This window comes from Thermanaerosceptrum fracticalcis (assembly GCF_000746025.2).
Lineage (GTDB): Bacteria > Bacillota > Peptococcia > DRI-13 > DRI-13 > Thermanaerosceptrum > Thermanaerosceptrum fracticalcis.
In genome coordinates this window covers 1,483,121-1,507,984 of record NZ_CP045798.1, presented here as the reverse complement: position 1 = coordinate 1,507,984, position 24,864 = coordinate 1,483,121, and the positions used below count along the sequence as shown (strand labels likewise).

Below are 24,864 nucleotides of genomic sequence, written 5' to 3'. Positions count from 1 at the left end.
TATGGGGGGATTTTTGTATGACCTTTTTTTATGGACGGTACCTCTTTTGATTAGTTTCTATACCTTAACATATGCCTGGTGGCTGTGGCAGCAGAAAAAGAAAAGGGGTGCTCTCGGGGTGGCGGCTTTGGCTCTTTTTACTGCCCTTTACCCCGGCTTTGTGTTGTTTTTTATCCACAAATAAAAGAAAGGGACGCCTTTTTCAGGCAACCCCTTTTTTCTTTCATTTACTACCAACTGCCAACTAACAACTACCAACTATGATTGGTCACACTTCAACACGCCACCATCGGCGATGTTGTGTTTTTCCATATCCCGGATAATAATCTTAACGCTTTCCCTCTTGCAATTGATGGTTTTCACTAGAGCCTCTGTTACTTCTTTTACCATAGCCCTTTTTTGTTCAATTGTCCTGCCGCCGATCATTTCAATTTGCACAATTGGCATGATAAGTACCTCCCTTAAAAATGTATTGCAAACTTTATTATTCGCCTATTTCCTGGGGAAACCCTGCAGGCTCTTTTAGAAAAAAACAAGAATAATATTTCACAAAAAAGAAAAAAACATCTAGACAAAACCTTAAATTCCATTTTATAATGTATACAAGAGTGGGATGAAGCCTCGCAAGAGTTCTTCCGCTTAGCAAAAACTGTATCTGCAGTGACATGGGTCACCCCATTGTTAAGAGTGCAGGTAGTAAATCGCTCAAGTGATTTACTACCTGCTTTTTTTAACGTATAGGAAAGTATAAAAATTTTTGTGGTTCTCAGCCCTTGCTAAGCAAGGGTTTTTTCATTTTTTAACGAAAGCAGGAAGTAGTTGTTAGAAAGGTGAGAACATATGGGCCAGGATAATATCTTAAGAGAGATATTTTTTGATGAGAACAAGCATTGGGAAAAGTTTGTTAATAAATACGAAGACAGAATACGTCCTGTTGTGATAAAGGAAATCAATAAATTTAATCGATGTGGACAAAAAGAAGCAGGATTTACTCTGTTCGCATGTCCGGTATGTGGAGAAATGAAAATAGTTCCTCACACGTGTAAGGGACGTTTTTGTACATCGTGCGCAACCGGATACACCCAAGAATGGAGTCGAGAAACCAGTAAAAGAATGTATCCGGTTCCTCATCGCCACATCATGTTTACAGTGGACGAACGTTTGTGGGAAATATTTACCCGTCATAGAGAACTCTTGAAAGATCTAATGGACCTGGCAGTAAAAATACTATTAGAATGGCTGAAGAAAAGAGGAAAAGTCAAATCCGGCGCCATGGTAGGAATACATACCTTTGGAGCAAGAATGAACTTCAATCCCCATGTACATATCCTAGTAACTGAAGGTGGTTTTGACGGAGCGGGGAAATGGGTTGTTAAAGACTTTATCCCATATGTAATGCTGAGGAAAAGGTGGCAGGCGGCAGTAATGGAGATGTTGAAGAAAAAACTGCCGGAACAAGAAGTTAAACGATATAAGAAGTTGTTTCAAAAGATATGGGATGATAACCCTGAAGGATTTGTAATCTATGGTCCGCCCAATAAAAAAGGACAAGGGTCAGTAGAAGCCCAAGTAGGATATATAGGGCGGTACATGAGAAGACCTGCCATGGCGTTAAGCAGAATTGTAGACTATGACGGGGAAAATGTAACCTTTAAATACTTTGATAAAACAGAGCAAAAAGAAAAACAAGAAACCATCACCGTAGAAGAATTCATATCACGGATAATAAGGCATATACCGGATGAGCAATTTAAAACAATCCGGTATTATGGAATTTACTCCAGAAGGAGTAAAAGATTGGCTGACAAATTAATGGAAGCATACCTGGGAAGGCAGAAAAGAAGGAAAAACGGCCAAAGAGGAAAGCAACGGATAGGCTGGAGAAATAAAATAGAAGAATTCACAGGAAAAGACCCGTTAGAATGTATGAGATGTAAAGAGATAATGGAATACAAGGGGAAAGTGTGTCTAAAATCAGGGATATTGAAAGTTGTTGATGCCGTAGATGACTTTGCTAAAAAAAGACTAAAGGAGTTGGCAGGAATAGATGAGCCCAGTAAGCAGAAAAAGAAAGAAACACGCAAAGAAAAAGCCGCCTAAAGTAGGCGGCAAGGCAACCATCAAATTTGTTTGTTTGCAGTGTAACATAGAAGAAGACATTCCGAAGGAAGTGGTGGATTACTGCGATATGATGGATGACGGAGATATTTCAGTTCCACCAAGGTTTAGTTGTGAGGTTTGTGGCGGTGAGATGCGCCCAAAAGAATACTTAGGTGTGCATGGTATTAAATATGAGTTATAGGAACCAAAGAGCGCGCGACCTTGGTCGCGCTTTTTTTAAATTGAAATTATAATGATATAAGGCTTTGGACTGGGGATCACCCTCCCCTATGGGGAGCGACTCCGGACCTGCTTAAACCAGTCATTCTCTACACGGCCCGGTCTACCCCCGGAGCCATCTGTAGTTGAGCAGGTAGCTAGCGTTCCCCTGGCTACCTGTGTATGTTTTTGGGGAAGGGTTGTAAATTATCGAAGACCTCATCAATACCGGAACCACCGTCAAACAGGCTATAACTATGGCCAAGGCCCATGGCGAAAAGAAAAATTTTGCGGCTTAAGTTGTTTCTCGCCCCAGTAGGAGATGAAGATAACCAAGATACAAAAGAGATATATACATTGGAGGGTACTAAAAAAGTTAAAACCCGGCTGCCTTGCGCCCGGGTTTTAACTTTTTTAACGTATAGGAAAGTATAAAAATTTTTGTGGTTCTCAGCCCTTGCTAAGCAAGGGTTTTTTCATTTTTTAACGAAAGCAGGAAGTAGTTGTTAGAAAGGTGAGAACATATGGGCCAGGATAATATCTTAAGAGAGATATTTTTTGATGAGAACAAGCATTGGGAAAAGTTTGTTAATAAATACGAAGACAGAATACGTCCTGTTGTGATAAAGGAAATCAATAAATTTAATCGATGTGGACAAAAAGAAGCAGGATTTACTCTGTTCGCATGTCCGGTATGTGGAGAAATGAAAATAGTTCCTCACACGTGTAAGGGACGTTTTTGTACATCGTGCGCAACCGGATACACCCAAGAATGGAGTCGAGAAACCAGTAAAAGAATGTATCCGGTTCCTCATCGCCACATCATGTTTACAGTGGACGAACGTTTGTGGGAAATATTTACCCGTCATAGAGAACTCTTGAAAGATCTAATGGACCTGGCAGTAAAAATACTATTAGAATGGCTGAAGAAAAGAGGAAAAGTCAAATCCGGCGCCATGGTAGGAATACATACCTTTGGAGCAAGAATGAACTTCAATCCCCATGTACATATCCTAGTAACTGAAGGTGGTTTTGACGGAGCGGGGAAATGGGTTGTTAAAGACTTTATCCCATATGTAATGCTGAGGAAAAGGTGGCAGGCGGCAGTAATGGAGATGTTGAAGAAAAAACTGCCGGAACAAGAAGTTAAACGATATAAGAAGTTGTTTCAAAAGATATGGGATGATAACCCTGAAGGATTTGTAATCTATGGTCCGCCCAATAAAAAAGGACAAGGGTCAGTAGAAGCCCAAGTAGGATATATAGGGCGGTACATGAGAAGACCTGCCATGGCGTTAAGCAGAATTGTAGACTATGACGGGGAAAATGTAACCTTTAAATACTTTGATAAAACAGAGCAAAAAGAAAAACAAGAAACCATCACCGTAGAAGAATTCATATCACGGATAATAAGGCATATACCGGATGAGCAATTTAAAACAATCCGGTATTATGGAATTTACTCCAGAAGGAGTAAAAGATTGGCTGACAAATTAATGGAAGCATACCTGGGAAGGCAGAAAAGAAGGAAAAACGGCCAAAGAGGAAAGCAACGGATAGGCTGGAGAAATAAAATAGAAGAATTCACAGGAAAAGACCCGTTAGAATGTATGAGATGTAAAGAGATAATGGAATACAAGGGGAAAGTGTGTCTAAAATCAGGGATATTGAAAGTTGTTGATGCCGTAGATGACTTTGCTAAAAAAAGACTAAAGGAGTTGGCAGGAATAGATGAGCCCAGTAAGCAGAAAAAGAAAGAAACACGCAAAGAAAAAGCCGCCTAAAGTAGGCGGCAAGGCAACCATCAAATTTGTTTGTTTGCAGTGTAACATAGAAGAAGACATTCCGAAGGAAGTGGTGGATTACTGCGATATGATGGATGACGGAGATATTTCAGTTCCACCAAGGTTTAGTTGTGAGGTTTGTGGCGGTGAGATGCGCCCAAAAGAATACTTAGGTGTGCATGGTATTAAATATGAGTTATAGGAACCAAAGAGCGCGCGACCTTGGTCGCGCTTTTTTTATGTGCCATTATGATCCCTTGCTTCTACCTGTTGTTCCGCCGCAGTCTGGTTATCTTCATCGAGAGTCGACTCTTCTTCCATCAGCTGCTGCCGTAATGTAACAGCCTCCGGAGAAGTATCTTCCGATAGAGAAAGAGCCAGTTTGAATCGTTCTAAAGCCAGTGCTCCCGGTGGTAAACTGTTGATGGTACTGGCACAAACGGCAGGATTAATTTCCTGATTTTCGCTCATAGGTTTCACCATCCTGACCAATGTATTTACATTCTTATCATTCCCGGGCCTCGTAAACTCCTATGCTGGTAATAGCGACCTCTTAAATGCAAAAAATCCACCCACTGGCGGATTTTATTATTACGCACTTTTGGTGATCAAATAATTTTAGAAAAAGATTGCCCCTATTGTTGGGGGCATTACACAAAAATTATATAAAACATTGGAGGGTATAATTAAGAATACCATATATCTTGCGTATGAACAATAAGGTAGCAGCCTTATCTCAGAAGTGAAAAAATATTTTTTCTCTTTCATGAGTATAGAGGAAATTAATATTTAATATACTGTATACACGATACACTGCAAAATGGTATAATTAAGCTGAAAATTTAAAAAATCTCAGGGGGGATTCACATGGAGAACAACCTTTTCTATCAAAGGGCTATCAGTTTGGTACAAAAAGCCTGTGATAACCTGGGACTTGATGAGGCAACCCGTCAGGTGCTGACTGAACCCAAACGGGCGGTGGAAGTGGCCATTCCTGTCAAGATGGATGACGGTTCAACCCGTGTTTTTAAAGGTTGGAGGGTGCTGCACACCGATGTGATGGGACCAGGCAAAGGTGGTATCAGGTTCCATCCAGAAACGACTTTCGATGAGGTAAAGGCCTTGGCCACGCTCATGACTTTTAAATGTGCCATAGCCGGATTACCTTACGGCGGCGGAAAAGGTGGCGTACAGGTTAATCCCAGGGAATTATCAGTAATGGAGTTAGAACGCTTAAGCCGCGGTTATATCAGAGCCATTGCTCCTGTCATCGGTGTTGATAAAGATGTTCCGGCACCGGACGTGTATACAAACCCCCAGATCATGGCCTGGATGATGGACGAATTTTCCATTATCCAGCAAAATCCTGAATTCGGTGTCATTACCGGTAAACCTCTAAGTGTAGGCGGTTCCAAAGGTCGTGTATCGGCAACCGCCCAGGGCAGTCTCTATGTAACGAGAGCCGCTTACCGCAGCATGGGTAGGGAATTAGCCGGGGCGACCGTATGTGTTCACGGTTACGGTAATGCCGGAGCCATAGCCGCCCGTCTCTTTGCGGCTGAGGGTGCCAAAATTATCGCTATTTGTGACAGCAAATCGGGAGTTTATGATCCTCAAGGAATCAATGTTGACCTGGCTGATGAAATTAAGGCTAAAACCGGCAGTCTGAAAACTTACCCAAACGGCAAACAAGTTACACCCGATGATGTTTTGGAAATTCCCTGCGATATCTTTTTACCCGCCTCTTTAGAGGGGATTATTCACGAAGGTAATGTGGATAAAATCCAGACCAGCCTGATTTCCGAACTGGCCAACGGACCAATTACACCGGAAGCCGATGAAGTTCTTAATAAAAAAGGAGTCATCATTCTTCCCGATATTTTAGCCAGCGCCGGTGGTGTTACCGTGAGTTATTTCGAATGGGTACAAAATAGAACCGGTCTCTACTGGTCTGATGCGGAGGTACAGGAACGGTTGGAAAATATGCTGGTTGATGCCTTCTATACCATTAAAAAATTTAAAGAGGAGAAAAACTGGGATAACTGGCGGGCGGCTGCTTTTGGTGTGGCTGTACAGCGTGTGGCTAAAGCTTTGAAAGATAGAGGCTGGTGCTAGAATAACAATATCACCCGCTAAAACATATCATATAGGGCAAATCATATCATAAGGAGATGATTACCCTATGCAATATGTGGTTCAAGCGGGTGACACCTTATCATCGATTGCCCAAAGATTTAATACTACAGTTGAAGCTATTGTACGGGCTAATAATATCAGCAATCCCAACCTAATTTTTGTTGGTCAGGTTTTGATCATTCCTACAGGACCCACACCCACACCACCACCACCGCCACCTCCACCAACAACTGTCTGTCCCCGCTTAAGTTTAGGAAGCCGAGGTCCTGCTGTTACCCGGTTGCAAGTTTTACTAAAGAATGCCGGTATTGACCCGGGACCCGCCGACGGTATTTTTGGACCGAAGACCGACGCTGCGGTAAGGGCTTTTCAACGGCAGCGGGGATTACCTGTTACAGGTATAGTTGATGTACCAACCTGGGTTGCTTTAGGTGAGAATTGTGGTGTAACTCCCGGACCAACTCCCCCTCCTCCGCCTCCGCCGGAAGAGTGCCATTGCCCTGTATTAAGACTGGGCCGTAGGGGCCCCGCTGTAAGGTTGCTGCAGAGACTTTTACAAGAACGGGGTTTTTATTCAGGTGCAATAGACGGAGATTTCGGTAGAAGAACAGAGCGGGCTGTGCGGCAATTCCAGCGTCAACAAGGCTTACCCGTAACGGGTGTGGTTGATGAAGCCACCTGGAGGGCTCTGGGAGTAAGTTGTTGTCCAATTGAACCCAGACCCCCTGCTGGGATGCCCATTGATACCAAGGTTGTACGAGGTTTGCGACTCATACTTTTTACAGACAAACGTGTTTATCAACGGGGAGAGAGCATAAAAATTACCCTGACCAAAACAAACACCACGGATGATCCTATAACATTAAGGTATCCTACTACTCAAATTATCGAAATTACAGCTACTAACGCCCAGGGAAATGTAGTATGGCGCTGGTCGGAGGGCCGTCAATTCGCCCAGGCCCAGCGGGTAATCACTATCTTCGAGGGTGGCACACAGGTAATTACCGAGTTTTGGAACCAGCTAGATAATAATGGGCGTCAGGTACCGCCTGGAACATATACTATTACGGCGAGAAACCTGGCTCTTGAAGTCACCTTGTCTGTGCAGATTGAAATAAGATAGAATCAAGAACAAAGCACCTCGTTTAGAGGTGCTTTGTTCTTGGTCTAGTCGCTATAAGGAGGGTAGTTAATATTGAAGAGGGAGGTTTTTTTTTCTCGAGAGAAGATGGCAAGGAGACAGAGTTCGGATTTTTTACATTGGTGGGGAAGGATAGTTACCAGGGCCCAGCCTTCGGTAGCCAGGTCATTTAGGGCCGAATCAAGAACGGCCCCGGATAGGCATGTATTCTGGTTTTCAATTTGCACGGTTTTATATTCATAACGCATGTTTGTTCTCCCCAGTCAATTAAATACTATAAAATTTATACCTTTCTCCTAGCTTATACTATTCCTTGTAAAAACTACTGGGGACAAAAAAAGTGACCGGACAGCTTTGTGTGCTCCTTAATTTATTTATAGACCCTATAAAAATAATTAATAAACGTAAACATAATTTTTCCCTCGTTCTTTAGCCTTATAGAGAGCCTCATCGGCTTTTTGTAAAATACCCTCCGGGTTATGGGCGTCGTCGGGGAAGGCCGCAATCCCTATAGATAAGCTGATACGGGAATAAATAAGGAATTTGGGATGAATTAAGACCTTGTTGCGGATCCTTTCCGCAATTTGCTTGCTGTCTTCTTTCGAGGTGTGAGGTAAGATAATGGCGAATTCATCACCGCCGTAACGGGAGGAAATATCCGAGGACCGTGTACACTCCTTGATTGTAGCCGCCACGATTTTGAGGACATAATCGCCATGATGGTGACCTTGTGTATCATTAAGAATCTTAAAGTCATCAAGGTCTAAAAGCAGCAGGGAAAAAGGTATTTTCCCATCTACTAACTGGGACAAGGCGTGATTAAAAAAACGCCTGTTGTGAATTTTTGTTAATGTGTCCAGGTTAGCCTGGGTGAAATACGTTTGACGATAACTCTGCTGTTGTGCCCACGTAAAAAGGGCCAGGATAAAGAAAAGAATAACCTGTATACTCATCAGAGCCGGGGAAAACTTAGCATAATACCCCGTAAACAAATAGGCGAGACCGGCGAGAAAAGCCGTAAACAAGGCCGGGTAGGGTTTTATATGGGAAGCCATACTGATGATAGGAAGAAAATAAAAACCTGCCAGTACCTGACCATAATGCCTGCCGTAGTAAACAATGAAGCTGATTAAAATCAGGTCAATAAAAAAACTGCAGAAAAAAACGAGAGGAATATTCTTTTTTAGTCTTGCCAGTAAAAAAAGGATAAGGGCGTAAAGAAAGGTAAACCCGGCAACGTAATAAAATTCCCGGGGGAGATTCTGGTTCATAAGCAAAAAACCGGGAAGGAAAAGAATACATACCATTAAGCGTAAAAAAGACATCTTTTCCACGACTATATTGGCCATTTTTTATCCTCCTCTTCTCCCCCTTTTTTTACTTTATTCTCTATAAGAAGGCTTTTACCCTCTGTAAATCCCTTAAATTTCTGGAAAATCGCATGAAGTAAGTACAAACAAATCAAGGTTTAGGATGATTTAAATCACAGACTGATTTTTACCTTTCTGCCATAATGAAAGTACAAAAAACACTAGTTAATTGTTAAGGAGGTAATATAGATGGCTGTACGTAAAATTGTGAAAATTGACGAGGAAAAGTGCAACGGCTGCGGTATTTGTGTACCGGCCTGTGCAGAGGGTGCTATTCAAATCATTGACGGGAAAGCCCGCCTGCTGGCGGAAAACCTGTGTGACGGGCTGGGAGCCTGTTTAGGGCCTTGTCCCATGAATGCCATCACCATTGAAGAAAGGGAAGCGGAGGAATTCGATGAAGCGGCTGTAGAAAAACACAAGAAGAGTATTGGACGGGAACCCCATAAACACGAACATCATGAAACCCCTAAACCGGTAGCACCGCCCGCCGGTGGCTGCCCAGGCTCCAGGCTGATGTCTTTCCGTAATGAAGAGGAAAAGGCCGGCACGTATCAGGGAGAGCTGCCCAGTGCTTTGAGACAGTGGCCTGTACAGTTAAATTTACTCCCTGTTACAGCACCGTTTTTTGAAGGAGCCGACTTACTGCTGGCTGCTGACTGCGTACCCCTGGTTTATGCCGATTTTCACCGTAAATTCCTCAAAGGCAAAACAGTAGCCATGGGCTGTCCGAAACTGGATAATGTAGAACATTATTTGGAAAAACTGACGGCTATCATTAAGCACAATAACCTAAAGAGTATTACTGTTACCCATATGGAAGTGCCCTGCTGTTATGGCATGGTGCGCCTGGTACAGGAGGCAGTAAAGCGTTCCGATAAAAAGATCCCTGTACAGCGTGTAAAAATTGGGGTACGCGGGGAGATTCTCGAAACTGAATTAATGGTATAAAGGAAAAAGGAGTAGGTTCCCGGAGGACTTACTCCTTTTTTGCGATTAAATTACCGGAAAAAGAGTAAAGAGGTGTTATAATGAACTAAAGGTAATCAAATTTTATAGTAATAACACATGTTTTTGGAGGAAAAATGAAACCTGGGGTAGCTGTTGGCGTGCTTGTTATTGAAAAGGGGAAAGTCCTCTTGGGGAAAAGGCATCCTGATTTGGTAGGAGGAGGGTACTGGTGCGTCCCCATGGGGAGGCTGGAGTATGGAGAAGCCATACGGGAATGCGGCTTGCGGGAGCTAGAGGAAGAAAGCGGTCTTACTGCCCGGGAGATTCGTGTTTTATCAGTACATAATGTTATTTTACCCACATCACACTATTTAACCTTTAGCCTTCTGGCCCATGGCATTTCTGGTGAACCTCAAGTGAAATCACCCCTGGAAATTACAGAATGGGCATGGTTCTCCTTAGACCAGCTGCCCCAGCCTCTTTTTTATCCCATTAAGGAAATGATTACAGTTTACCACCGGCAGCATTCTCTAATTGATGGGGTGGTATTAGAACATCGCTGGGGTTAATTATTTCCTGTAATAATGATTTATGGAATGGAGGGAGAAAATGGTAGACAACCTTATAGTGCAAATTCTTGCCGATAATAAGGCGGGGGGGAAAGGTCTTCTAGCTGAGCACGGCTTATCTTTACTGGTGGAATGTGATGGGGAACAGCTTCTCTTTGATACCGGACAAGGGTTGGTACTGAATCATAATGCAGCGAAACTTAACATTGATCTGGCTCAAATAAAAAAAGTCGCCCTGAGCCATGGTCATTACGACCATACGGGAGGATTACTTTCCCTGCTTAAAGGGGGCTGTCATCCTGTTGTTTACGCCCACCCCGATGTTTTTATCACACGCTATGTTCGCGAAAAAGAAGTGATGCGTGATTGTGGCCTGCCTTTTTCCCAAAAAGAATTGGAAGAACAGGGGGCCAGTTTTACCTTTTCCCGAGGTCCCACTGAACTCTATCCAGGGGTGATCTTGTCTGGAGAGATACCGCGCCTTTCCCCTGTGGAATATCCTAATTTCCTGGTTCCCGGTAAGGAGGAATGGCTTAAGGACTCCCTCGCCGATGACCAGTTTATTTTAGTCTTGACAAAACAGGGCCCGGTTTTGATTTTAGGCTGTACACACGCAGGGCTAGCCAATACCCTGGCCTATGCCCAAAGACTGGCGGGTGGACAGAGGATTTTTGCTGTCCTGGGAGGTATGCACCTTGCGGAGGCCAAACCCGCTGTGATTGAGAATAATATAAATATTATCCGGGAAAGTGGTATAGAATATGTCATACCACTACACTGCACAGGGTTTCACGCTATGTCTCGATTGTACCAGGTTTTTGATCCCAAGTTTAAAGAGGGCAAAGTGGGTATGAAAATTAGTTTTAGCGAATTATTATGTTCATAAACATAAAAAAGTGAAGGCCGTCCCCGGGGGACGGCTTTTAACAAAGGAAGATATTAATGCAAAATCCACAAACTAGCGGCGAACCGTGGGTCTAAAATTGTCTAAAACTCCGAGCACAACATGGGCCAGGCCGAAACCTGCTATGCCTGCACCCAGACTTCCCCCAACTAAAGCCCCGACTCCGGTTACAGCAGCACCTACTCCTGTAACAATCCAGCCCGTAGTGTTCTTTTGCATTAATTTCACCTCCCTAGCATTATTATTTCTTCTTCCCGGGTGATTATGAGGAGTTTTTTTCTATGCCGGGATAACTAAATGCATATTTAAGGTAAATTGAGTTAAAGTTAAATAGTGTCCAAAAAAATCCCGGGATAAAAGAGTCTGGTTAGTCCTTCCACCGGATGCAGAGAAATTCTCCCCCCGGGATTTTTCTTTTTTGCCTTACTTATGATGTATAGAAAAAAAGGGAATTACCAAACAATACTGATGTAAAAGCATACGAGGAGGTAAAAACATGAAAATATGTGCCGAAGTATCCTTATACCCGCAAAAAACCAATAAGGCCTCGGAGATTATTAATGATTCCCTGGAAGCTATTAAAACCAGCGGAGTAGAATATGAGGTTGGCTCTATGTCTACCCACCTGCATGGTGAGGAAGGTGCTGTATGGCGCAGTCTGATGACCATGTTTAACACAGCGGATAAAGAGGGAGAAGTAAGTATGGTGGTGACCGTAACCAACTCCGCTCATAACTAGTTGGAGAAATGGTCGTAAAGTGGTAATATTATACTTGTGTTATCTAAACAGAAGGAAATATCCTTCTGTTTCTTTATAGCAGGAGTCTATTATGTACTTTTGTTTCAATTAAGGACGGTGTAGAGAATGGTGGAGATAAGAGAAGCAGAGTTAGGCGATATTGAGGCAATCATTATACTGGTTGGCGAACTGGGATATACCATGACCAGGGAAGAAGAAAGAGATGTTCTCCGGTACATGATAGAAAATCCCGATTATTATGTGTATCTGGCCATATACCAGGGGGAAATAGTGGGGCTGGTCAGCTTTAACATAAAATATTATCTGCATAAAGCCAGGCCAGTGGCTTACATCGGCAGCATGGTGGTAAAAGAAGGCTTGCGCTCGCTGGGTATTGGAAAAATGCTTATGGCCAAGGTGGAGGAAATTGCCCTAATAAGAAATTGTCTTAGTATCCAGCTCAATAGTAACAAAAGAAGGGTCAGGGCCCACGAATTTTATCGAAAATTAGGTTATAGCGAAGTCTCTTTGAAGTTTGAAAAAATATTAAAAGAAGAATAGTCAACTGTCAGTGATTGAGATGATTAGGTGAACCGATGACCCAAACAAGATGTATGTTATATGTGGGTATCGGATAGCTCTTGGCCTGTTACTTTTTGGGGCTGCCCCTCTTATACCTGTTAAAACGTTACAACTGGGATAGGATTAGCAGGATTTTTCTTATGGACGTGGAATACCTTTAAAAAGCTAGTTTGGGGGAATAAGCATGACTGAGTATCCAAAAGAATTTTTGCGTTACGAGCGGCAGTTGATTCTTCCCCAGGTAGGCGAAGATGGTCAAAGAAAACTGTTGTCGGCCAAGGTCCTGGTCGTAGGAACAGGCGGATTGGGCTCCCCAGTTTTATATTATCTGGCGGCGGCAGGAGTAGGGACCCTGGGATTGGTAGACAGTGATACCGTAGAGATAACTAACCTTAATCGCCAGATTATTCACTGGGAAAAAGACTTATCCAGGCCTAAGGTTATTTCGGCCCGAGAGAAACTAGAGGCCTTTAACTCCCAGCTTAAAATAAACACCTATCAAATGCTTTTTGATCCCCATACTGCCCGGGAAATCATTCCCCAGTATGATCTTGTCATTGCCGCTGTTGACAATTTAGAAACTCGCCGGGTAATCAATGAGGTCTGTTTCGCCCTGGAAAAACCCTGGATTGAAGGCGGCGTTAAAGATTTTGCCGGGCTTATCACCACTTTTCGTCCTCCCCAGGGACCTTGTTACCAGTGCCTTTATCCCGACGTAAATCTCCGGGAGAAGAGACCTATAGGGCTTATGGGTGTAATGCCCGGAGTGATTGGGGTACTGCAGGCCCAGGAAGCCATCAAACTCATCCTGGGAATTGGCACACCTTTGGCAGGGAGACTTCTAATTTTCGATGCCCTGGAAACAAGGTTTGAGACCATTACTTTAGCTCGTAATCCTCAATGTCCTATCTGCAGCCACTAAATTTTTCACAAAGAGAATAAAAGATAACTCCGAACTCACAATACCTAAGGGAAACTATGGTATTTGAGTCAATGGGTACCAGGAGAAATTCTGCTGCCTCCCGTGTTTGGAAAGGAGATTTGCTTCATAGTGATTTCACTGCCGGCATCTTTCCGAGGGAGGGAAAATGCTGGCAATTATTTTTATTGAGGTGATAATGTGCGCCTTTTGCAAGTTACTTCACCGGAAGATGTACTAAGAATTATCAGGGAAAATTTTTCCTCTTTAGGTGGGGAAACCGTAGAGATTAAACATGCAGGGCAGCGTGTCGTGGGCAGCGATGTGATTGCCCCGGAAGATGTGCCCGGTTTTGACCGTTCCACAGTAGATGGCTATGCGCTGAGGGCTTGCGACAGTTTTGGCGCCGGTGAAGCCATGCCGGCCTTGCTCAACCTTGGAGGTGAGGTACGGATGGGTGAAGCAGCGCCTCACCTCCCCCTGGGAGCCTGCATCTATGTACCCACCGGGGGGATGATCCCTGAGGGTGCAGATGCAGTGGTCATGCTGGAAGATACGGAGGTTTTGGGGGATATCGTCAATTGTTACCGGCAAGTGGCTCCGGGAGAAAACATCATCAGGCGGGGAGAAGATATCAGCCGGGGGGAAGTAATCTTGAAAAAGGGACGCCTGCTGCGTGCTCCGGAAATCGGGGTACTTGCATCCCTGGGCATCACAGACCTTCAGGTGACAGTAAAACCCAGGGTAGGCATCCTCTCCACGGGTGATGAAATCGTTCCCTATACGACGGCTTCACTGCCGCCCGGGCAAGTCCGGGACAGTAATGCTTTAGCTGTAGGTGAACTGGCCCGGCAAAAAGGTGCGGAAATTATCTACGGAGGTATTCTGCAGGATTCCTATGAGATTTTTAAATCCGGGGTGGAAGAATTACTAGAGCAGGTAGATTTTCTCGTTCTTTCCGGAGGAAGTTCCGTGGGCACCAGGGATTTTACTGCCCAGGTGCTGGAGGAACTGGGCAAACCGGGTCTTTTGGTGGAAGGGGTAGCCATACAGCCGGGAAAACCGACACTTCTGGCCAAGTGCCGGGAGAAACCCGTCCTGGGTCTTCCTGGGCATCCCGTTTCCGCTTTAAATATTTTTGCCTTGTTCGGTACAGCCATTATTGACAGGTTATTAGGCAGAGAGGAACAGGAATTCTTAGCCACGGTGAAAGCGCGCTTAAGCAAAAATATACCCTCACGTACGGGAAGAACGGACTTTGTGCGAGTTAAACTCAGTAAAAAAGATAATGTGACAGAAGCCACGCCCGTTTTTGGCCGTTCTGGGCTCTTACGGACTTTAGCCGATGCTCAGGGGCTTGTGATTGTCCCGGCTCAGAGTGAGGGCGTCCTGGCCGGTTCCGAGGTAGACGTCATTTTATGGGAATAGGTGGTGGAAGATGTGCGGAAAATCTATTTAAACAATACACTACGGAGCCAGGCAAAACAGATACTCCTGGAAAAGGTTGATTTTACGCCTAAGAAAGAAACGATACCCGTTACTGCCGCCTTAGGCCGGGTCACAGCTGAGGCGCTTTTTGCTGAATGCTCCATGCCCTCTTATCCTGCCTCGGCCATGGACGGGATTACGGTAAAGGCCCAGGAGACTTATGGGGCTAATGACCAGAATCCTCTTGTCCTTACCGAAGGGAAAAATTATCTGGTGGTGGATACGGGAGACCCCATACCCGAAGGTTTTGATGCCGTCATCAAGATAGAGGATGTCCAGCCTATCGGAGAAAACCAGGTGGAAATCATGGCTCCCGCCGCTCCCTGGCAGCATGTGCGCCCTGTAGGTGAGGATGTGGTGGCGGGAGAAATTATTGTACCTGCTTTTCATTATTTGACTCCCCCCGATTTAGGGGCTATTCTGGCAGGTGGTAAAGAACAAATAAAAGTTTTAGCCAAACCCAAGGTGACCATTATACCTACCGGGGATGAACTGGTAACACCGGGCACCAGGGCCAAAGTTGGAGAGATTATTGAGTTTAACGGTACCGTCATAGCCAATTATCTCAGGCAGTGGGGAGCCGAACCTTACCTCCATGAAATAGTGAGAGATAAGCTCCGGAATTTAAAACAGGCTGTAGAGGAGGCTTTGCCCCACTCCGATGTGGTTATCATTAACGCGGGGTCTTCCGCCGGCCGGGAAGATTTTACCGTCCATGTCATTGAGTCAATGGGAGAGGTTCTGGTGCACGGCATTGCCACGCGTCCCGGTAAGCCAACTATCCTTGGCATTATAGAAGGAAAGCCTGTCATCGGTTTACCGGGGTATCCCGTTTCCGCTTATCTGGCTTTAGACTGGTTTGTCAAACCCCTCATTTATAAATACCTGCACCTGGCTGAACCCCAACGTCCCCGGCTCAAAGCCAAACTGGGGCGCCGCATTGTTTCCGAGATGGGCAGCGAAGAATTCGTCCGCATGACGGTGGGATTTATCAATGGTAATTATGTGGCCAATCCCCTGAACCGTGGGGCGGGAGTAACCATGTCCCTGGTGAAAGCCCATGGGTTGCTTACCATACCGGCGGAATCCCTGGGTTATGAGCAGGGAGAAGAAGTGGAAATAGAGCTCCTGCGCCCGGAACAGGAATTAAAAAACACCCTGGTGGCTGTAGGCAGCCATGATTTAACCCTTGATCTTTTAGCTACCGCTTTAAGGCGTATTGATCCCAGGCTCTTTTTATCTTCCTCCCATGTAGGCAGTATGGGGGGAATGATGGCAATCAAGAAAGGTGAAGCTCATCTGGCCGGAGTCCACCTCTTCGACAGCCAGACAGGGGAGTACAATATTCCCTATTTAGAAAAGTATTTAGGGGGAGAAAATGTTATCCTGGTAAACCTGGTGTACAGGATGCAAGGGTGGATGGTTTCCCCGGGTAACCCCTTGGATATCCGGAATGTTAGAGATATTGTAAGGACCAGGGCTCTCTTTATCAACAGGCAGAAGGGTGCGGGAACCCGCCTGCTTTTCGATTATCTATTGCAGCAAGAAGGCATAAGCACTAGTGAAATACTGGGTTACCACCGTGAAGAGTATTCCCACTTGAATGTAGCCGCCGCAGTGGCTGCGGGAACGGCTCAGGTGGGATTGGGTATTCTCTCTGCGGCCCGGGCCTATCACCTGGATTTCGTTCCCGTGGGTGAAGAACGTTATGACCTGTTGATGACCAGGGATTTTTATCATTCTTCCCTGGGACAGACTTTGTTACAGGTGATCAAAGATCCCGTTTTTCAACAAGAAGTAGAAACACTGGGTGGATACAGCATGCGAGACGCGGGAAAAGTCATGTACGGGTATGTGTAATGCCCTGTCCCCCAGGGAAAGGTAGATGAATTTGCTGGGAGAAGCTTTATACAAAGCATTAGAACTTATTTTTTCGGGAGATAGGGAGCTTTATCAGGTTATTGGCCGGTCTCTTTATATATCCATCACAGCGGTTGTCCTGGCCGGTATCTTTGGCATACCGGTGGGGCTGTTCTTAGGTCTTAGGAATTTTCGCGGAAAAAGTATCATTCTTAAAATATTGTACGTGGCTATGGGCCTCCCGCCTGTCTTTGTGGGCCTCCTGGTCTTTCTTTTACTCTCACGCAGCGGCCCCATAGCACCTTACTTTTATATCCTTTTCACACCGTTAGCCATGATTTTAGCCCAGTTTATCCTGGCTTTTCCTATTGTGGTGGGATTAACGATTTTGGCAGTAGCGGGAAAAGCCGAGATGGTGCTCATGACAGCCCGTGGTTTAGGGGCCAGCCCCAGGCAGGCGTTATTGACCCTGGTTACGGAATTAAAGGTAGCGCTGGTCACTGCCCTGGTCACGGCTTTTGGCCGGGTCATTGCCGAGGTAGGCGCAGTGATGCTGGTGGGAGGAGATATTAAAGGCTATACCCAGGTCCTAACCACCGCCATTGTCCTGGAGACCCGCCGGGGCAACTTTTCCCTGGCCATTGCTTTAGGGCTGGTTCTTCTACTGCTGTCTTTTATCGTGAACAGCCTGTTGTATGCCTGGCAGTACCGGAGGTGAGGAGGATGCTGGAAATAAAAGATATTTCCCAGTGCTACGGCCAACACTGGGTGTTAAAGGAGATTAATTTTACTTTTACAGAGGGTAGGATTTACGGGATTATCGGACCCAACGGTGCAGGAAAAAGTACACTCCTCCGGGTACTTACCGCTATGGAAAAGCCCCGGGCAGGTGAGATTTGGTGGGAGAAGAAACTCTTAACCCAGCCTATACCTGAAATCACCTGCATGTGGCAGAAGCCTTACCTTTTCCAAACCACGGTCAAAGAAAACCTGCTCTACGGTTTAAAAATCAGGAAGTGGCCCCAAAGAGAACAGAACGAGAGGCTAGAATATCTTCTCGATAAATTCCGTCTTAGGGAGTATAAGCATAAATACGCAGAGGCCCTGTCAGGTGGGGAAGGAGCCCGGGTAGCCCTGGCCAGGGCCATAGCCCCCCGGCCCCGCCTCCTGGTCCTGGATGAACCGGCAGCCAATCTGGATCCGGGGCATACAGGTCTTTTGGAAAATATCCTTAAGGAAATCTGCCGGGCGGAGGGGATGGCGGCCATTGTGGTTACCCATGATATGTTCCAGGCCAAACGGCTGGCCGATATCACGCTCTTTTTAAGTGAAGGAAGATTGATTGAAGCGGGAACTACCGATTTACTCTTTACTCAGCCACAGTCGGAAAAGACACGCAAGTTTATTTCGGGGGAAATATAGGTGGGGGTATGTAAATGATGAAGTTATTGGAAGACAGGTACGGGCGAAGGCATGATTATCTCCGGATTTCCGTAACGGACCGCTGTAACCTGCGCTGTGTTTACTGCATGGGACCGGAAGGGGTCAAACTCCTTGAGCACCGGCAGATTCTAAGCTATGAGGAGATTCTTAAAATAGTAAGAGCAGCGGCCGAAGTGGGTGTAAAAAAAATCCGGATTACCGGGGGGGAACCCCTGGTGCGCAAAGGTATAGAATACCTCATCAAAAAGATTGCGGAAACTCCCGGTATCGAGGATATAGCCATGACGACCAACGGCCTCCTCCTGGAAGAGAAGGCTCTTGCCTTAAAAGAGGCCGGTCTAAAACGTGTCAATGTAAGTCTTGATTCCTTAAAGCCTGAGACTTACAGCCAGGTCACCAGGGGTGGGGATCTTAATAAAGCCCTGGCCGGCATTAAAGCAGCCCTTCATTACCGGTTGACCCCCGTAAAAATAAATGTAGTGCTTATGAAAGGGATTAACGATGAGGAAATTGACGATTTTCTCCGTTTAACCCTGGAATACCCCCTGCACGTGAGATTTATTGAATACATGCCCATAGATGCCCATGATATCGCCTGGGAGGGAAAATATCTTTCTCTCCAGGCCGTCAAAGAAAGGGCCAGCACCCTGGGCTTGCCTCTGGAGTCTATAGAAGTTAGAGGCTGTGGTCCTGCCGAGATGTTTAAACTTCCCGGTGCCCTGGGCTCCGTTGGTCTTATACATCCTGTCAGTAAACATTTTTGTTTTAGTTGCAACAGGCTGCGTCTCACAGCTGACGGGTATTTAAAACCCTGTCTTTACTGGCAGGAGGAACTGCCTGTGCGTCCCGTCCTTAATGACAAGGAGGCCTTACAGGAATTATTCCGGAAAGCTCTGGATGTAAAAAGACAGCAACATACCATGAGCCCCCAAAGAAACCGCGATCTGGAAGAAGACAGGCGCGGCATGTCTAAGGTTGGTGGGTGAGGAGGATGTATTTATGACAGTACCGATGGTATCTATTGTGGCCCGTGCTTCGGGGACAGGTAAGACTACAGTCATGGAACAGTTAATCAGTGAATTAATTAAACTGGGTTACAGGGTGGGCGCTATTAAAAACGATGCCCATGGGTTCCAGTTGGATCATCCCGGCAAAGATTCCTGGCGCTTTGCCCAGGCCGGGGCCAGGGCGATAGCCATTATCTCTTCGGAAAAGTATGCCATCATCCAGCAGACACCGGCCCGCAGAAACCTGGACGATATAGGGTCATTGCTGCAGGATGTAGACATCATTCTCATCGAAGGATACAAGTGGGGAAATAAGCCCAAGATTGAAGTGATCAGGCAGGAAACAGGAAAAGAAATCGTCGCTCCCTTGGAGGACCTGGCAGCGGTGGTAACGGATATAGCTGATTTGGAAGCCCCTGTGCCTACTTTTTCTTTTGACCGCATAAACCTTCTGGCAGAGTTTGTTGCCGCAAAATATCTGAAAACCAAACCACCTCTGGCGGAGTTGACCCATTTTGATGTTCACGGCCGGGCCCATATGGTGGATGTATCGGAAAAAAATGTGACCCAGCGAGAAGCTGTGGCCAGGGGTGAAATTTCCATGAACAGGTATACTTTTGCCCTGGTGAAGGCAGGGAGAATGGCCAAAGGCGATGTCCTGGCAGTAGCTCAGGTGGCCGCTATTATGGGTGTTAAGGAAACCAGCCGTTTGATACCCATGTGTCATCCTCTCTTTGTGAGTGGCGTTTCCGTAGACTTTAACCTGGATGAGAACGAGCATAAAATTGAGGTGACCGTAAAAGTAAAGACTTCGGGCCAGACAGGCGTTGAAATGGAGGCCTTAACAGGCGTAAACGTGGCCCTTTTAACCATTTATGATATGTGTAAAGCAGTGGATAAAGAGATGGTCATGGGAAATATCCGGCTGCTTGAGAAGAAAGGCGGGCGTTCCGGGCATTTTCAGAGGGAAACACCTTAAGTTTTTACGCATAGGTATTTTTATGGTAGTCGGATAGCGGTAATCGGAAGGCGAATGCCGCGGAAGCGGCTATAAGGAGGGAAAGAAGAATGGGAAAGTTAGTGGCCGTGTGTACCAGTAAAAGAAAAGGGGAACGGAAGAAGAACGTTGGCACTGTGATGCTCTTGAAAAACCTGGGGCTGGAGGGGGATGCCCATGCGGGCTTTGCCCACCGCCAGGTGAGCTTGTTAGCCCTGGAAAGCATTCAGAAGATGCGGGATTTAGGCCTTGATGTTAACCCCGGGGATTTTGCAGAGAATCTTACTACCCAGGGCCTGGATTTATTGAAACTGCCGGTGGGAACACGACTAAAAATAGGCAGGGATGTCTACCTGCGGGTAACGCAAATCGGCAAAGAGTGCCACACCCGCTGCGCTATTTATTACCAGGCCGGGGATTGCGTGATGCCTAAGGAAGGGATTTTTGCCGAGGTCCTGCGGGGAGGGACCGTTTCTGTAGATGATGAAATAAATCCATATCCCCGGTATCGTTTTGCCGTCATCACGGCCAGTGATAAGGGCTCCCAGGGAGAACGGGAAGATAAAAGCGGTCCCCTTTTACAGGAGATGCTTTTACCCTGGGGTGATGTGGTGGCTTACCATGTAGTGCCTGATGAAATAGATAAACTGGGGGAATTGATGCGTAAATTAGCCGATGAAGAAAAAGTTGATTTAATTCTTACCAATGGAGGTACAGGGTTAAGCCCCAGGGATGTAACCCCGGAAGCCACCCTGCAGGTTATCGATAGGATAGTTCCCGGTATTCCCGAAGCCATGCGCCAGGAAAGCCTAAAAATTACCCCAAAAGCCATGCTTTCCCGGGGTATTGCCGGGACCAGAGGCAAGACTCTCATCATTAATCTCCCGGGCAGTCCTAAAGGGGTGCGGGAGAACCTCCAGGTGTTTTTGCAGGTCATTGACCATGCTTTGGAGATACTGACCGGGCGTGGCGGCGAATGCGGCAATTAGTTAGTTGTTAGTTGTTGGTTGATAGTTGGCAGTTGTGAGTTGGAGATGATTGCATGCGAATTGTTGTGGGCATTACGGGGGCTAGCGGTACGATTTATGGCATCAGGCTGCTGGAAGCATTAAAAAAATCGGATGTAGAAACACATCTAATCATGAGTAACTGGGCCCTCGAAAATCTCAAATTGGAAACGGATTATTCCCTGGAGAATGTAAAAAAATTAGCGTTTAAATATTATGCCAGCAAGGACCTGGGGGCGGCTGTATCAAGTGGTTCTTTTCGTACTGATGGCATGGTGGTTATACCCTGCAGTATGAAGACCCTTGCTGCCATCGCCCATGGCTATAGTGATTCCCTAATCCAGAGGGCTGCCGACGTAACCATGAAGGAGCGGCGTAAGCTTATTCTGGTTCCCCGGGAAACACCCTTAAGCAGTATTCATCTGGAGAATATGCTGAAATTGTCACGGCTGGGGGTTGTCATCATGCCCCCCATGCCTGCCTTCTATCATAAACCCAAGGACATTATAGATATTGTAGACCACCTGGTGGCAAGAATCCTGGACCAATTGAAGATAGAACATCAGTTAAGCTCCCGGTGGGGGGAATAAAACAAAGACCCAGTACTATTTTTAGTACTGGGTTAAATTTTTAGTATTTCAATCAGGGTTTTTCCTAAAGGCTATCAGGTTGGTCAGCAGGAAAGGCCCTGTACTTCCAGTTCCTTAAAAATCCACATTCCCTGGAGAGAGATGGTTGCTTTCACGCCAGGTTTATGTTTTACGGCTTGTGAAAGGTAAATGGAGATGCCGTCTTTCTCCACCAGAGTAAATCCCTGCTTTTGTGCTGGCTCGCCCACAGACACGGTGGGCTTTAGCATGCCGCCACATCAGCCGCTTCCTAAACGCATGCACTGGATGGTAATCATACCACCTTTGTTCTTAATAAAAGCTAAGGCTTCATCGGTTATGTTAAGATCAAACACACTGATCCCTCCCTTATTATCCGTTTATTAGTATTGTAACAAAAGCTTTAAAAGGAGTGAAAGAAATTATTTTGTTCTGTTTTAAACCAAAATATCTTGTCTTAAGATGGTTTTTCATGTAAATTATGAACATGTTGATAATATCTTTGTATCTAAAAATATTTGCAAACAGTTGGCTGTCCTGCGCGCCAAAAATCTCGTGGTCGGTGCCAAGGAAGGTACCAGGGTAGCTTATTCTGTGAAAGACCCCCTCGTTTTTCAGGTTTTAGATGGTGCCAGGCGCATCTTTGACAACCATCTGGTTGACACCTTGACTTCCTGGACAGAAATAAAAAAGAACCTTGGAAGTAGGTAATGATTAGGGGGGATCTCCATGATAAACGAAACGAAAGTACGCGTCACCTACAAGGATACTGACCAGATGGGCGTAGTTTACTACGGCAACTATTTCACCTGGCAGGAAATAGGGCGTACCGAACTCTTGCGCTCTTTAGGCTATACCTATAAACAGATGGAAGAGGAGAAGGTCCTTTTGCCGGTAATTGAAGCAACCTGCCGCTATAAACATCCGGCCAGATATGATGACATGGTTTTGATAAAGACCCGGATAGCGGAGTTATCCCCTGTGCGTATCGTTTTCTACTACGAGATGATGAATGAAAGCGGGGATATTCTTTTGGCTTTTGGCAGCACCAGTCATGCTTTTGTTAATGAGGCCGGCCGCCCTATAAACTTAAAAAAGCGGAATCCCGAGGTTTGGGAGATTGTTTCTCAGGCCGTTGGGAAAAGTGAATAATAAGATGCGAAAGCCCCACCGTTTTTCCGGTAGGGCTTTCTATTTACTTAATCAACAAAGTATGACTGACTATATGCGGGAATCGGAAGTCGGAGATCGGAAGTTAAAGACTTTATTAGCCTTTCAGCATGTTCTGCAGGTCTTCCTGGGCGTTGCCGGTGAGTTTCAGGTTGAAGTGCTTCTGGAGCACATTGACCACGCCGGGAGTGAGGAATTCGGGTGCTTTGGGACCGATGTAGATATTCTGTACACCCAGACTGAAGAGACCGAGGAGGATAGCGACGGCTTTTTGTTCAAACCAGGAAAGAACGATGCTCACGGGCAGTTCATTGACGGAGCAGTTGAAGGCTTCAGCCAAAGCCACAGCAATTTTTACTGCAGAAATGGAGTTGTTGCACTGTCCCAGGTCAATGTAGCGCGGTATTCCGTCAATAGTGCCGAAGTCGTGGTCATTGAAGCGGAACTTGCCGCAGGAGGTGGTGAGAATCACACAATCCTGGGGTACGGAAAGAGCTAATTCACGGTAGTATTCCCCACCTTTACCGGGGGCGTCACAGCCGGCGATGACAAAGAAGCGGCGGATTTTCCCGGATTTAACGGCGTCGATGATCTGGGGGGCTAAGCCCAGGACCGTGGTATGATGGAAACCGGTGAGCAGTGATTTATCGGATTCTATATTGGCTTCTGGTAAAGAGAGGGCTTTCTCAATAAGGGGAGTAAAATCATCGTTTTCGATCTTGGTAACCCCTTCTAAGCCTGTCACATCATAGGAGAACATGCGGTCGCCATAGGTGCCCTTGATAGGCATTACACAGTTGGTGGTAGCCAGGATAGCACCGGGGAATTCTTCGAAAAGCTTGCGCTGGTCATACCAGGCCTTACCGATATTTCCTTTGAGATGGGGATATTTTTTCAATTCAGGATACCCATGGGCGGGAAGCATTTCCGAGTGGGTGTAGATGTTTATCCCTTTGCCTTCCGTCTGTTTCAGCAGTTCTTTGAGGGCAAAGAGGTTGTGACCGGTTACCACGATAGCCTTTCCTTCGATTTTATCTGAAGAAACTTGTATGGGCTTAGGGATACCTAGATATTCTGTATGGGCTTTATCCAGCAGTTCCATGGCTTTCACTGTAGCGGAACCTACTCTAAGGGCCATTTTAATATGTTCTTCCAGGTTGAAGTTCACATTGGTTAAGGTCATATAGAGGGCTTCCTGGGTAATGTTGTCAATTTCAGGATCAGTATATCCCAGCTGCTGGGCGTGGGTACGGTAGGCCGCCACACCTTTCAAACCAAAAATAATGGTATCCTGCAGGCTGGCGATATCCTCGTTTTTGCCACAGACCCCGATTTTAGTACAGCCTCCTGAGGGAGTTTGCATACACTGGTAACAAAACATCAATATTCCTCCTTTAAAATTGTTTTGCACACTTATATCCTAATGCTTTCCGGATGGTTATGCTGTGATATAAATCATAGCGGTGACTGACAAAATTAACATTCGTCAACACTTAAGAGGCAGAATATCTGGAGTAAATGAAAACAACTATCGATAAAGAGAAGTGCTCAGGAGGCCTCAGGAGCTAGGTATCGTGCGGGTAATGACGCTGTTAACAATAAGTATACAATATAATTGACAAAGATACTTGCCAATAACATAAAAATAGCAGTATAATGTAAATGAAAACAATTATCAATGGAGGTGTGAGATATGTTAAACTATCTTACTGGAGATAAATTTGTTCAAAACAGAGTAAAAAAAGAAATGGACAGATATAAAAAAGAGTTGGGTAAAAAAATGGGTCAATACAAACTCTGGAAAGCTGAATTGATAGAAAACCTTTACACAAGAAGATAAACAAGGCTCAGGCCTTGTTTTTTTAACGAA

The 24,864-nt window shown here is 45.6% G+C and carries 31 protein-coding genes, 1 pseudogene and 1 riboswitch; of the genes and pseudogenes, 25 read left to right on the top strand and 7 right to left on the bottom strand.

Going from position 1 to position 24,864, the window contains the following annotated elements; genetic code table 11:
* The first annotated feature begins 1 nt into the window (after window position 1).
* The gene (locus tag BR63_RS07895; protein ID WP_034424856.1) at window positions 2-184 is read left to right on the top strand and encodes a hypothetical protein; all 183 of its coding nucleotides are present in this window, start codon (window positions 2-4) and stop codon (window positions 182-184) included.
* Between the two features lie 74 nt (window positions 185-258).
* Here the strand turns inward: BR63_RS07895 and BR63_RS07890 are convergent, their stop codons facing one another.
* Window positions 259-447, bottom strand: coding sequence for a 4-oxalocrotonate tautomerase (locus tag BR63_RS07890; RefSeq protein ID WP_034424857.1), 189 nt, complete (start codon window positions 445-447; stop codon window positions 259-261).
* Window positions 448-840: 393 nt separating this feature from the next.
* Here BR63_RS07890 and BR63_RS07885 point away from each other — a divergent pair, with 393 nt between their 5' ends.
* The 4 genes from BR63_RS07885 to BR63_RS07870 all read left to right on the top strand — a co-directional run bounded on the left by BR63_RS07885 (window position 841) and on the right by BR63_RS07870 (window position 4,305).
* Window positions 841-2,100, top strand: coding sequence for an IS91 family transposase (locus tag BR63_RS07885; protein ID WP_187142658.1), 1,260 nt, complete (start codon window positions 841-843; stop codon window positions 2,098-2,100).
* Window positions 2,048-2,302: a hypothetical protein gene (locus tag BR63_RS07880; RefSeq protein ID WP_243269976.1), complete on the top strand. Its 255-nt coding sequence runs from the start codon at window positions 2,048-2,050 to the stop codon at window positions 2,300-2,302. The genes BR63_RS07885 and BR63_RS07880 overlap by 53 nt, the downstream gene beginning before the upstream one ends.
* A gap of 541 nt (window positions 2,303-2,843) precedes the next feature.
* Window positions 2,844-4,103 carry an IS91 family transposase gene (locus tag BR63_RS07875; protein WP_187142658.1) on the top strand — a complete coding sequence of 420 codons (1,260 nt, stop codon included), beginning with the start codon at window positions 2,844-2,846 and terminating at the stop codon, window positions 4,101-4,103.
* Window positions 4,051-4,305, top strand: a complete 255-nt coding sequence (locus tag BR63_RS07870; RefSeq protein ID WP_243269976.1) for a hypothetical protein — start codon at window positions 4,051-4,053, stop codon at window positions 4,303-4,305. Before BR63_RS07875 ends, BR63_RS07870 begins: the two co-directional genes overlap by 53 nt.
* A gap of 35 nt (window positions 4,306-4,340) precedes the next feature.
* Here the strand turns inward: BR63_RS07870 and BR63_RS07865 are convergent, their stop codons facing one another.
* Window positions 4,341-4,574, bottom strand: a complete 234-nt coding sequence (locus BR63_RS07865; RefSeq protein WP_034425168.1) for a hypothetical protein — start codon at window positions 4,572-4,574, stop codon at window positions 4,341-4,343.
* A gap of 396 nt (window positions 4,575-4,970) precedes the next feature.
* On the opposite strand from BR63_RS07865, the gene BR63_RS07860 reads away from it, so the two are divergent.
* The gene (locus tag BR63_RS07860) at window positions 4,971-6,218 is read left to right on the top strand and encodes a Glu/Leu/Phe/Val family dehydrogenase (protein ID WP_034425169.1); all 1,248 of its coding nucleotides are present in this window, start codon (window positions 4,971-4,973) and stop codon (window positions 6,216-6,218) included.
* Window positions 6,219-6,285: 67 nt separating this feature from the next.
* On the top strand, window positions 6,286-7,362 hold the full coding sequence (locus tag BR63_RS07855) for a peptidoglycan-binding protein (protein WP_051966183.1): 1,077 nt from the start codon (window positions 6,286-6,288) through the stop codon (window positions 7,360-7,362).
* Between the two features lie 44 nt (window positions 7,363-7,406).
* Here BR63_RS07855 and BR63_RS07850 read toward each other — a convergent pair whose 3' ends face one another.
* Entirely contained in the window at window positions 7,407-7,628 is a 222-nt protein-coding gene (locus tag BR63_RS07850; RefSeq protein ID WP_034425170.1) for a DUF4177 domain-containing protein, read from the bottom strand.
* A 147-nt stretch (window positions 7,629-7,775) separates the two neighbouring features.
* Entirely contained in the window at window positions 7,776-8,729 is a 954-nt protein-coding gene (locus tag BR63_RS07845) for a GGDEF domain-containing protein (protein WP_051966185.1), read from the bottom strand.
* Window positions 8,730-8,939: 210 nt separating this feature from the next.
* On the opposite strand from BR63_RS07845, the gene BR63_RS07840 reads away from it, so the two are divergent.
* The 3 genes from BR63_RS07840 (at window position 8,940) to BR63_RS07830 (ending at window position 11,156) form a co-directional block, all read left to right on the top strand.
* Window positions 8,940-9,701 (top strand): ATP-binding protein, encoded by a 762-nt coding sequence (locus BR63_RS07840; protein WP_034425171.1) that lies wholly within the window; start codon window positions 8,940-8,942, stop codon window positions 9,699-9,701.
* A gap of 134 nt (window positions 9,702-9,835) precedes the next feature.
* Complete coding sequence (locus BR63_RS07835) at window positions 9,836-10,270, top strand: nucleotide triphosphate diphosphatase NUDT15 (protein ID WP_051966187.1); 435 nt, start codon at window positions 9,836-9,838, stop codon at window positions 10,268-10,270.
* A 40-nt stretch (window positions 10,271-10,310) separates the two neighbouring features.
* A complete protein-coding gene (locus tag BR63_RS07830; protein WP_051966189.1) occupies window positions 10,311-11,156 on the top strand; it encodes an MBL fold metallo-hydrolase in 846 nt (281 codons plus the stop codon).
* A gap of 72 nt (window positions 11,157-11,228) precedes the next feature.
* On the opposite strand, the gene BR63_RS07825 is transcribed toward BR63_RS07830, so the two are convergent.
* Complete coding sequence (locus BR63_RS07825; RefSeq protein ID WP_187142855.1) at window positions 11,229-11,393, bottom strand: hypothetical protein; 165 nt, start codon at window positions 11,391-11,393, stop codon at window positions 11,229-11,231.
* A gap of 277 nt (window positions 11,394-11,670) precedes the next feature.
* Between BR63_RS07825 and BR63_RS07820 the strand changes: the two genes are divergently transcribed.
* The 12 genes and pseudogenes from BR63_RS07820 to BR63_RS07770 all read left to right on the top strand — a co-directional run bounded on the left by BR63_RS07820 (window position 11,671) and on the right by BR63_RS07770 (window position 21,806).
* The gene (locus BR63_RS07820) at window positions 11,671-11,913 is read left to right on the top strand and encodes a YkoF family thiamine/hydroxymethylpyrimidine-binding protein (protein ID WP_034425172.1); all 243 of its coding nucleotides are present in this window, start codon (window positions 11,671-11,673) and stop codon (window positions 11,911-11,913) included.
* A gap of 126 nt (window positions 11,914-12,039) precedes the next feature.
* Window positions 12,040-12,474: a GNAT family N-acetyltransferase gene (locus BR63_RS07815; protein ID WP_034425174.1), complete on the top strand. Its 435-nt coding sequence runs from the start codon at window positions 12,040-12,042 to the stop codon at window positions 12,472-12,474.
* 205 nt (window positions 12,475-12,679) lie between these two features.
* Window positions 12,680-13,417: a HesA/MoeB/ThiF family protein gene (locus BR63_RS07810; RefSeq protein ID WP_034425176.1), complete on the top strand. Its 738-nt coding sequence runs from the start codon at window positions 12,680-12,682 to the stop codon at window positions 13,415-13,417.
* Window positions 13,418-13,432: 15 nt separating this feature from the next.
* Window positions 13,433-13,550: riboswitch (molybdenum cofactor riboswitch) on the top strand.
* Window positions 13,551-13,615: 65 nt separating this feature from the next.
* Window positions 13,616-14,842 (top strand): molybdopterin molybdotransferase MoeA, encoded by a 1,227-nt coding sequence (locus BR63_RS07805; protein ID WP_034425178.1) that lies wholly within the window; start codon window positions 13,616-13,618, stop codon window positions 14,840-14,842.
* Between the two features lie 12 nt (window positions 14,843-14,854).
* A complete protein-coding gene (locus BR63_RS07800) occupies window positions 14,855-16,762 on the top strand; it encodes a molybdopterin biosynthesis protein (protein WP_081908300.1) in 1,908 nt (635 codons plus the stop codon).
* A 25-nt stretch (window positions 16,763-16,787) separates the two neighbouring features.
* The gene (locus tag BR63_RS07795; RefSeq protein ID WP_034425181.1) at window positions 16,788-17,480 is read left to right on the top strand and encodes an ABC transporter permease; all 693 of its coding nucleotides are present in this window, start codon (window positions 16,788-16,790) and stop codon (window positions 17,478-17,480) included.
* A gap of 5 nt (window positions 17,481-17,485) precedes the next feature.
* Window positions 17,486-18,184 carry an ATP-binding cassette domain-containing protein gene (locus BR63_RS07790; protein WP_034425183.1) on the top strand — a complete coding sequence of 233 codons (699 nt, stop codon included), beginning with the start codon at window positions 17,486-17,488 and terminating at the stop codon, window positions 18,182-18,184.
* A 14-nt stretch (window positions 18,185-18,198) separates the two neighbouring features.
* Window positions 18,199-19,191, top strand: a complete 993-nt coding sequence (gene moaA / locus BR63_RS07785) for a GTP 3',8-cyclase MoaA (RefSeq protein WP_034425185.1) — start codon at window positions 18,199-18,201, stop codon at window positions 19,189-19,191.
* Window positions 19,192-19,204: 13 nt separating this feature from the next.
* Window positions 19,205-19,666, top strand: a pseudogene (gene mobB, locus BR63_RS19500) (molybdopterin-guanine dinucleotide biosynthesis protein B); the annotation flags it as partial.
* A gap of 42 nt (window positions 19,667-19,708) precedes the next feature.
* Window positions 19,709-20,191: a cyclic pyranopterin monophosphate synthase MoaC gene (gene moaC / locus BR63_RS19495; protein ID WP_034425197.1), complete on the top strand. Its 483-nt coding sequence runs from the start codon at window positions 19,709-19,711 to the stop codon at window positions 20,189-20,191.
* 89 nt (window positions 20,192-20,280) lie between these two features.
* Window positions 20,281-21,198, top strand: coding sequence for an MOSC domain-containing protein (locus BR63_RS07775; RefSeq protein WP_034425187.1), 918 nt, complete (start codon window positions 20,281-20,283; stop codon window positions 21,196-21,198).
* 53 nt (window positions 21,199-21,251) lie between these two features.
* The gene (locus BR63_RS07770; protein ID WP_034425188.1) at window positions 21,252-21,806 is read left to right on the top strand and encodes a UbiX family flavin prenyltransferase; all 555 of its coding nucleotides are present in this window, start codon (window positions 21,252-21,254) and stop codon (window positions 21,804-21,806) included.
* An 83-nt stretch (window positions 21,807-21,889) separates the two neighbouring features.
* Here the strand turns inward: BR63_RS07770 and BR63_RS19745 are convergent, their stop codons facing one another.
* Window positions 21,890-22,180, bottom strand: coding sequence for a CC/Se motif family (seleno)protein (locus BR63_RS19745; protein ID WP_276568964.1), 291 nt, complete (start codon window positions 22,178-22,180; stop codon window positions 21,890-21,892).
* 106 nt (window positions 22,181-22,286) lie between these two features.
* On the opposite strand from BR63_RS19745, the gene BR63_RS07760 reads away from it, so the two are divergent.
* On the top strand, window positions 22,287-22,535 hold the full coding sequence (locus tag BR63_RS07760) for a hypothetical protein (protein ID WP_051966191.1): 249 nt from the start codon (window positions 22,287-22,289) through the stop codon (window positions 22,533-22,535).
* An 18-nt stretch (window positions 22,536-22,553) separates the two neighbouring features.
* Complete coding sequence (locus BR63_RS07755) at window positions 22,554-22,976, top strand: acyl-CoA thioesterase (protein WP_034425190.1); 423 nt, start codon at window positions 22,554-22,556, stop codon at window positions 22,974-22,976.
* Window positions 22,977-23,091: 115 nt separating this feature from the next.
* Here BR63_RS07755 and hcp read toward each other — a convergent pair whose 3' ends face one another.
* A complete protein-coding gene (gene hcp, locus BR63_RS07750; RefSeq protein WP_034425191.1) occupies window positions 23,092-24,375 on the bottom strand; it encodes a hydroxylamine reductase in 1,284 nt (427 codons plus the stop codon).
* A gap of 312 nt (window positions 24,376-24,687) precedes the next feature.
* Between hcp and BR63_RS07745 the strand changes: the two genes are divergently transcribed.
* Window positions 24,688-24,834: a hypothetical protein gene (locus tag BR63_RS07745; RefSeq protein ID WP_153802177.1), complete on the top strand. Its 147-nt coding sequence runs from the start codon at window positions 24,688-24,690 to the stop codon at window positions 24,832-24,834.
* Window positions 24,835-24,864: the final 30 nt, after the last annotated feature.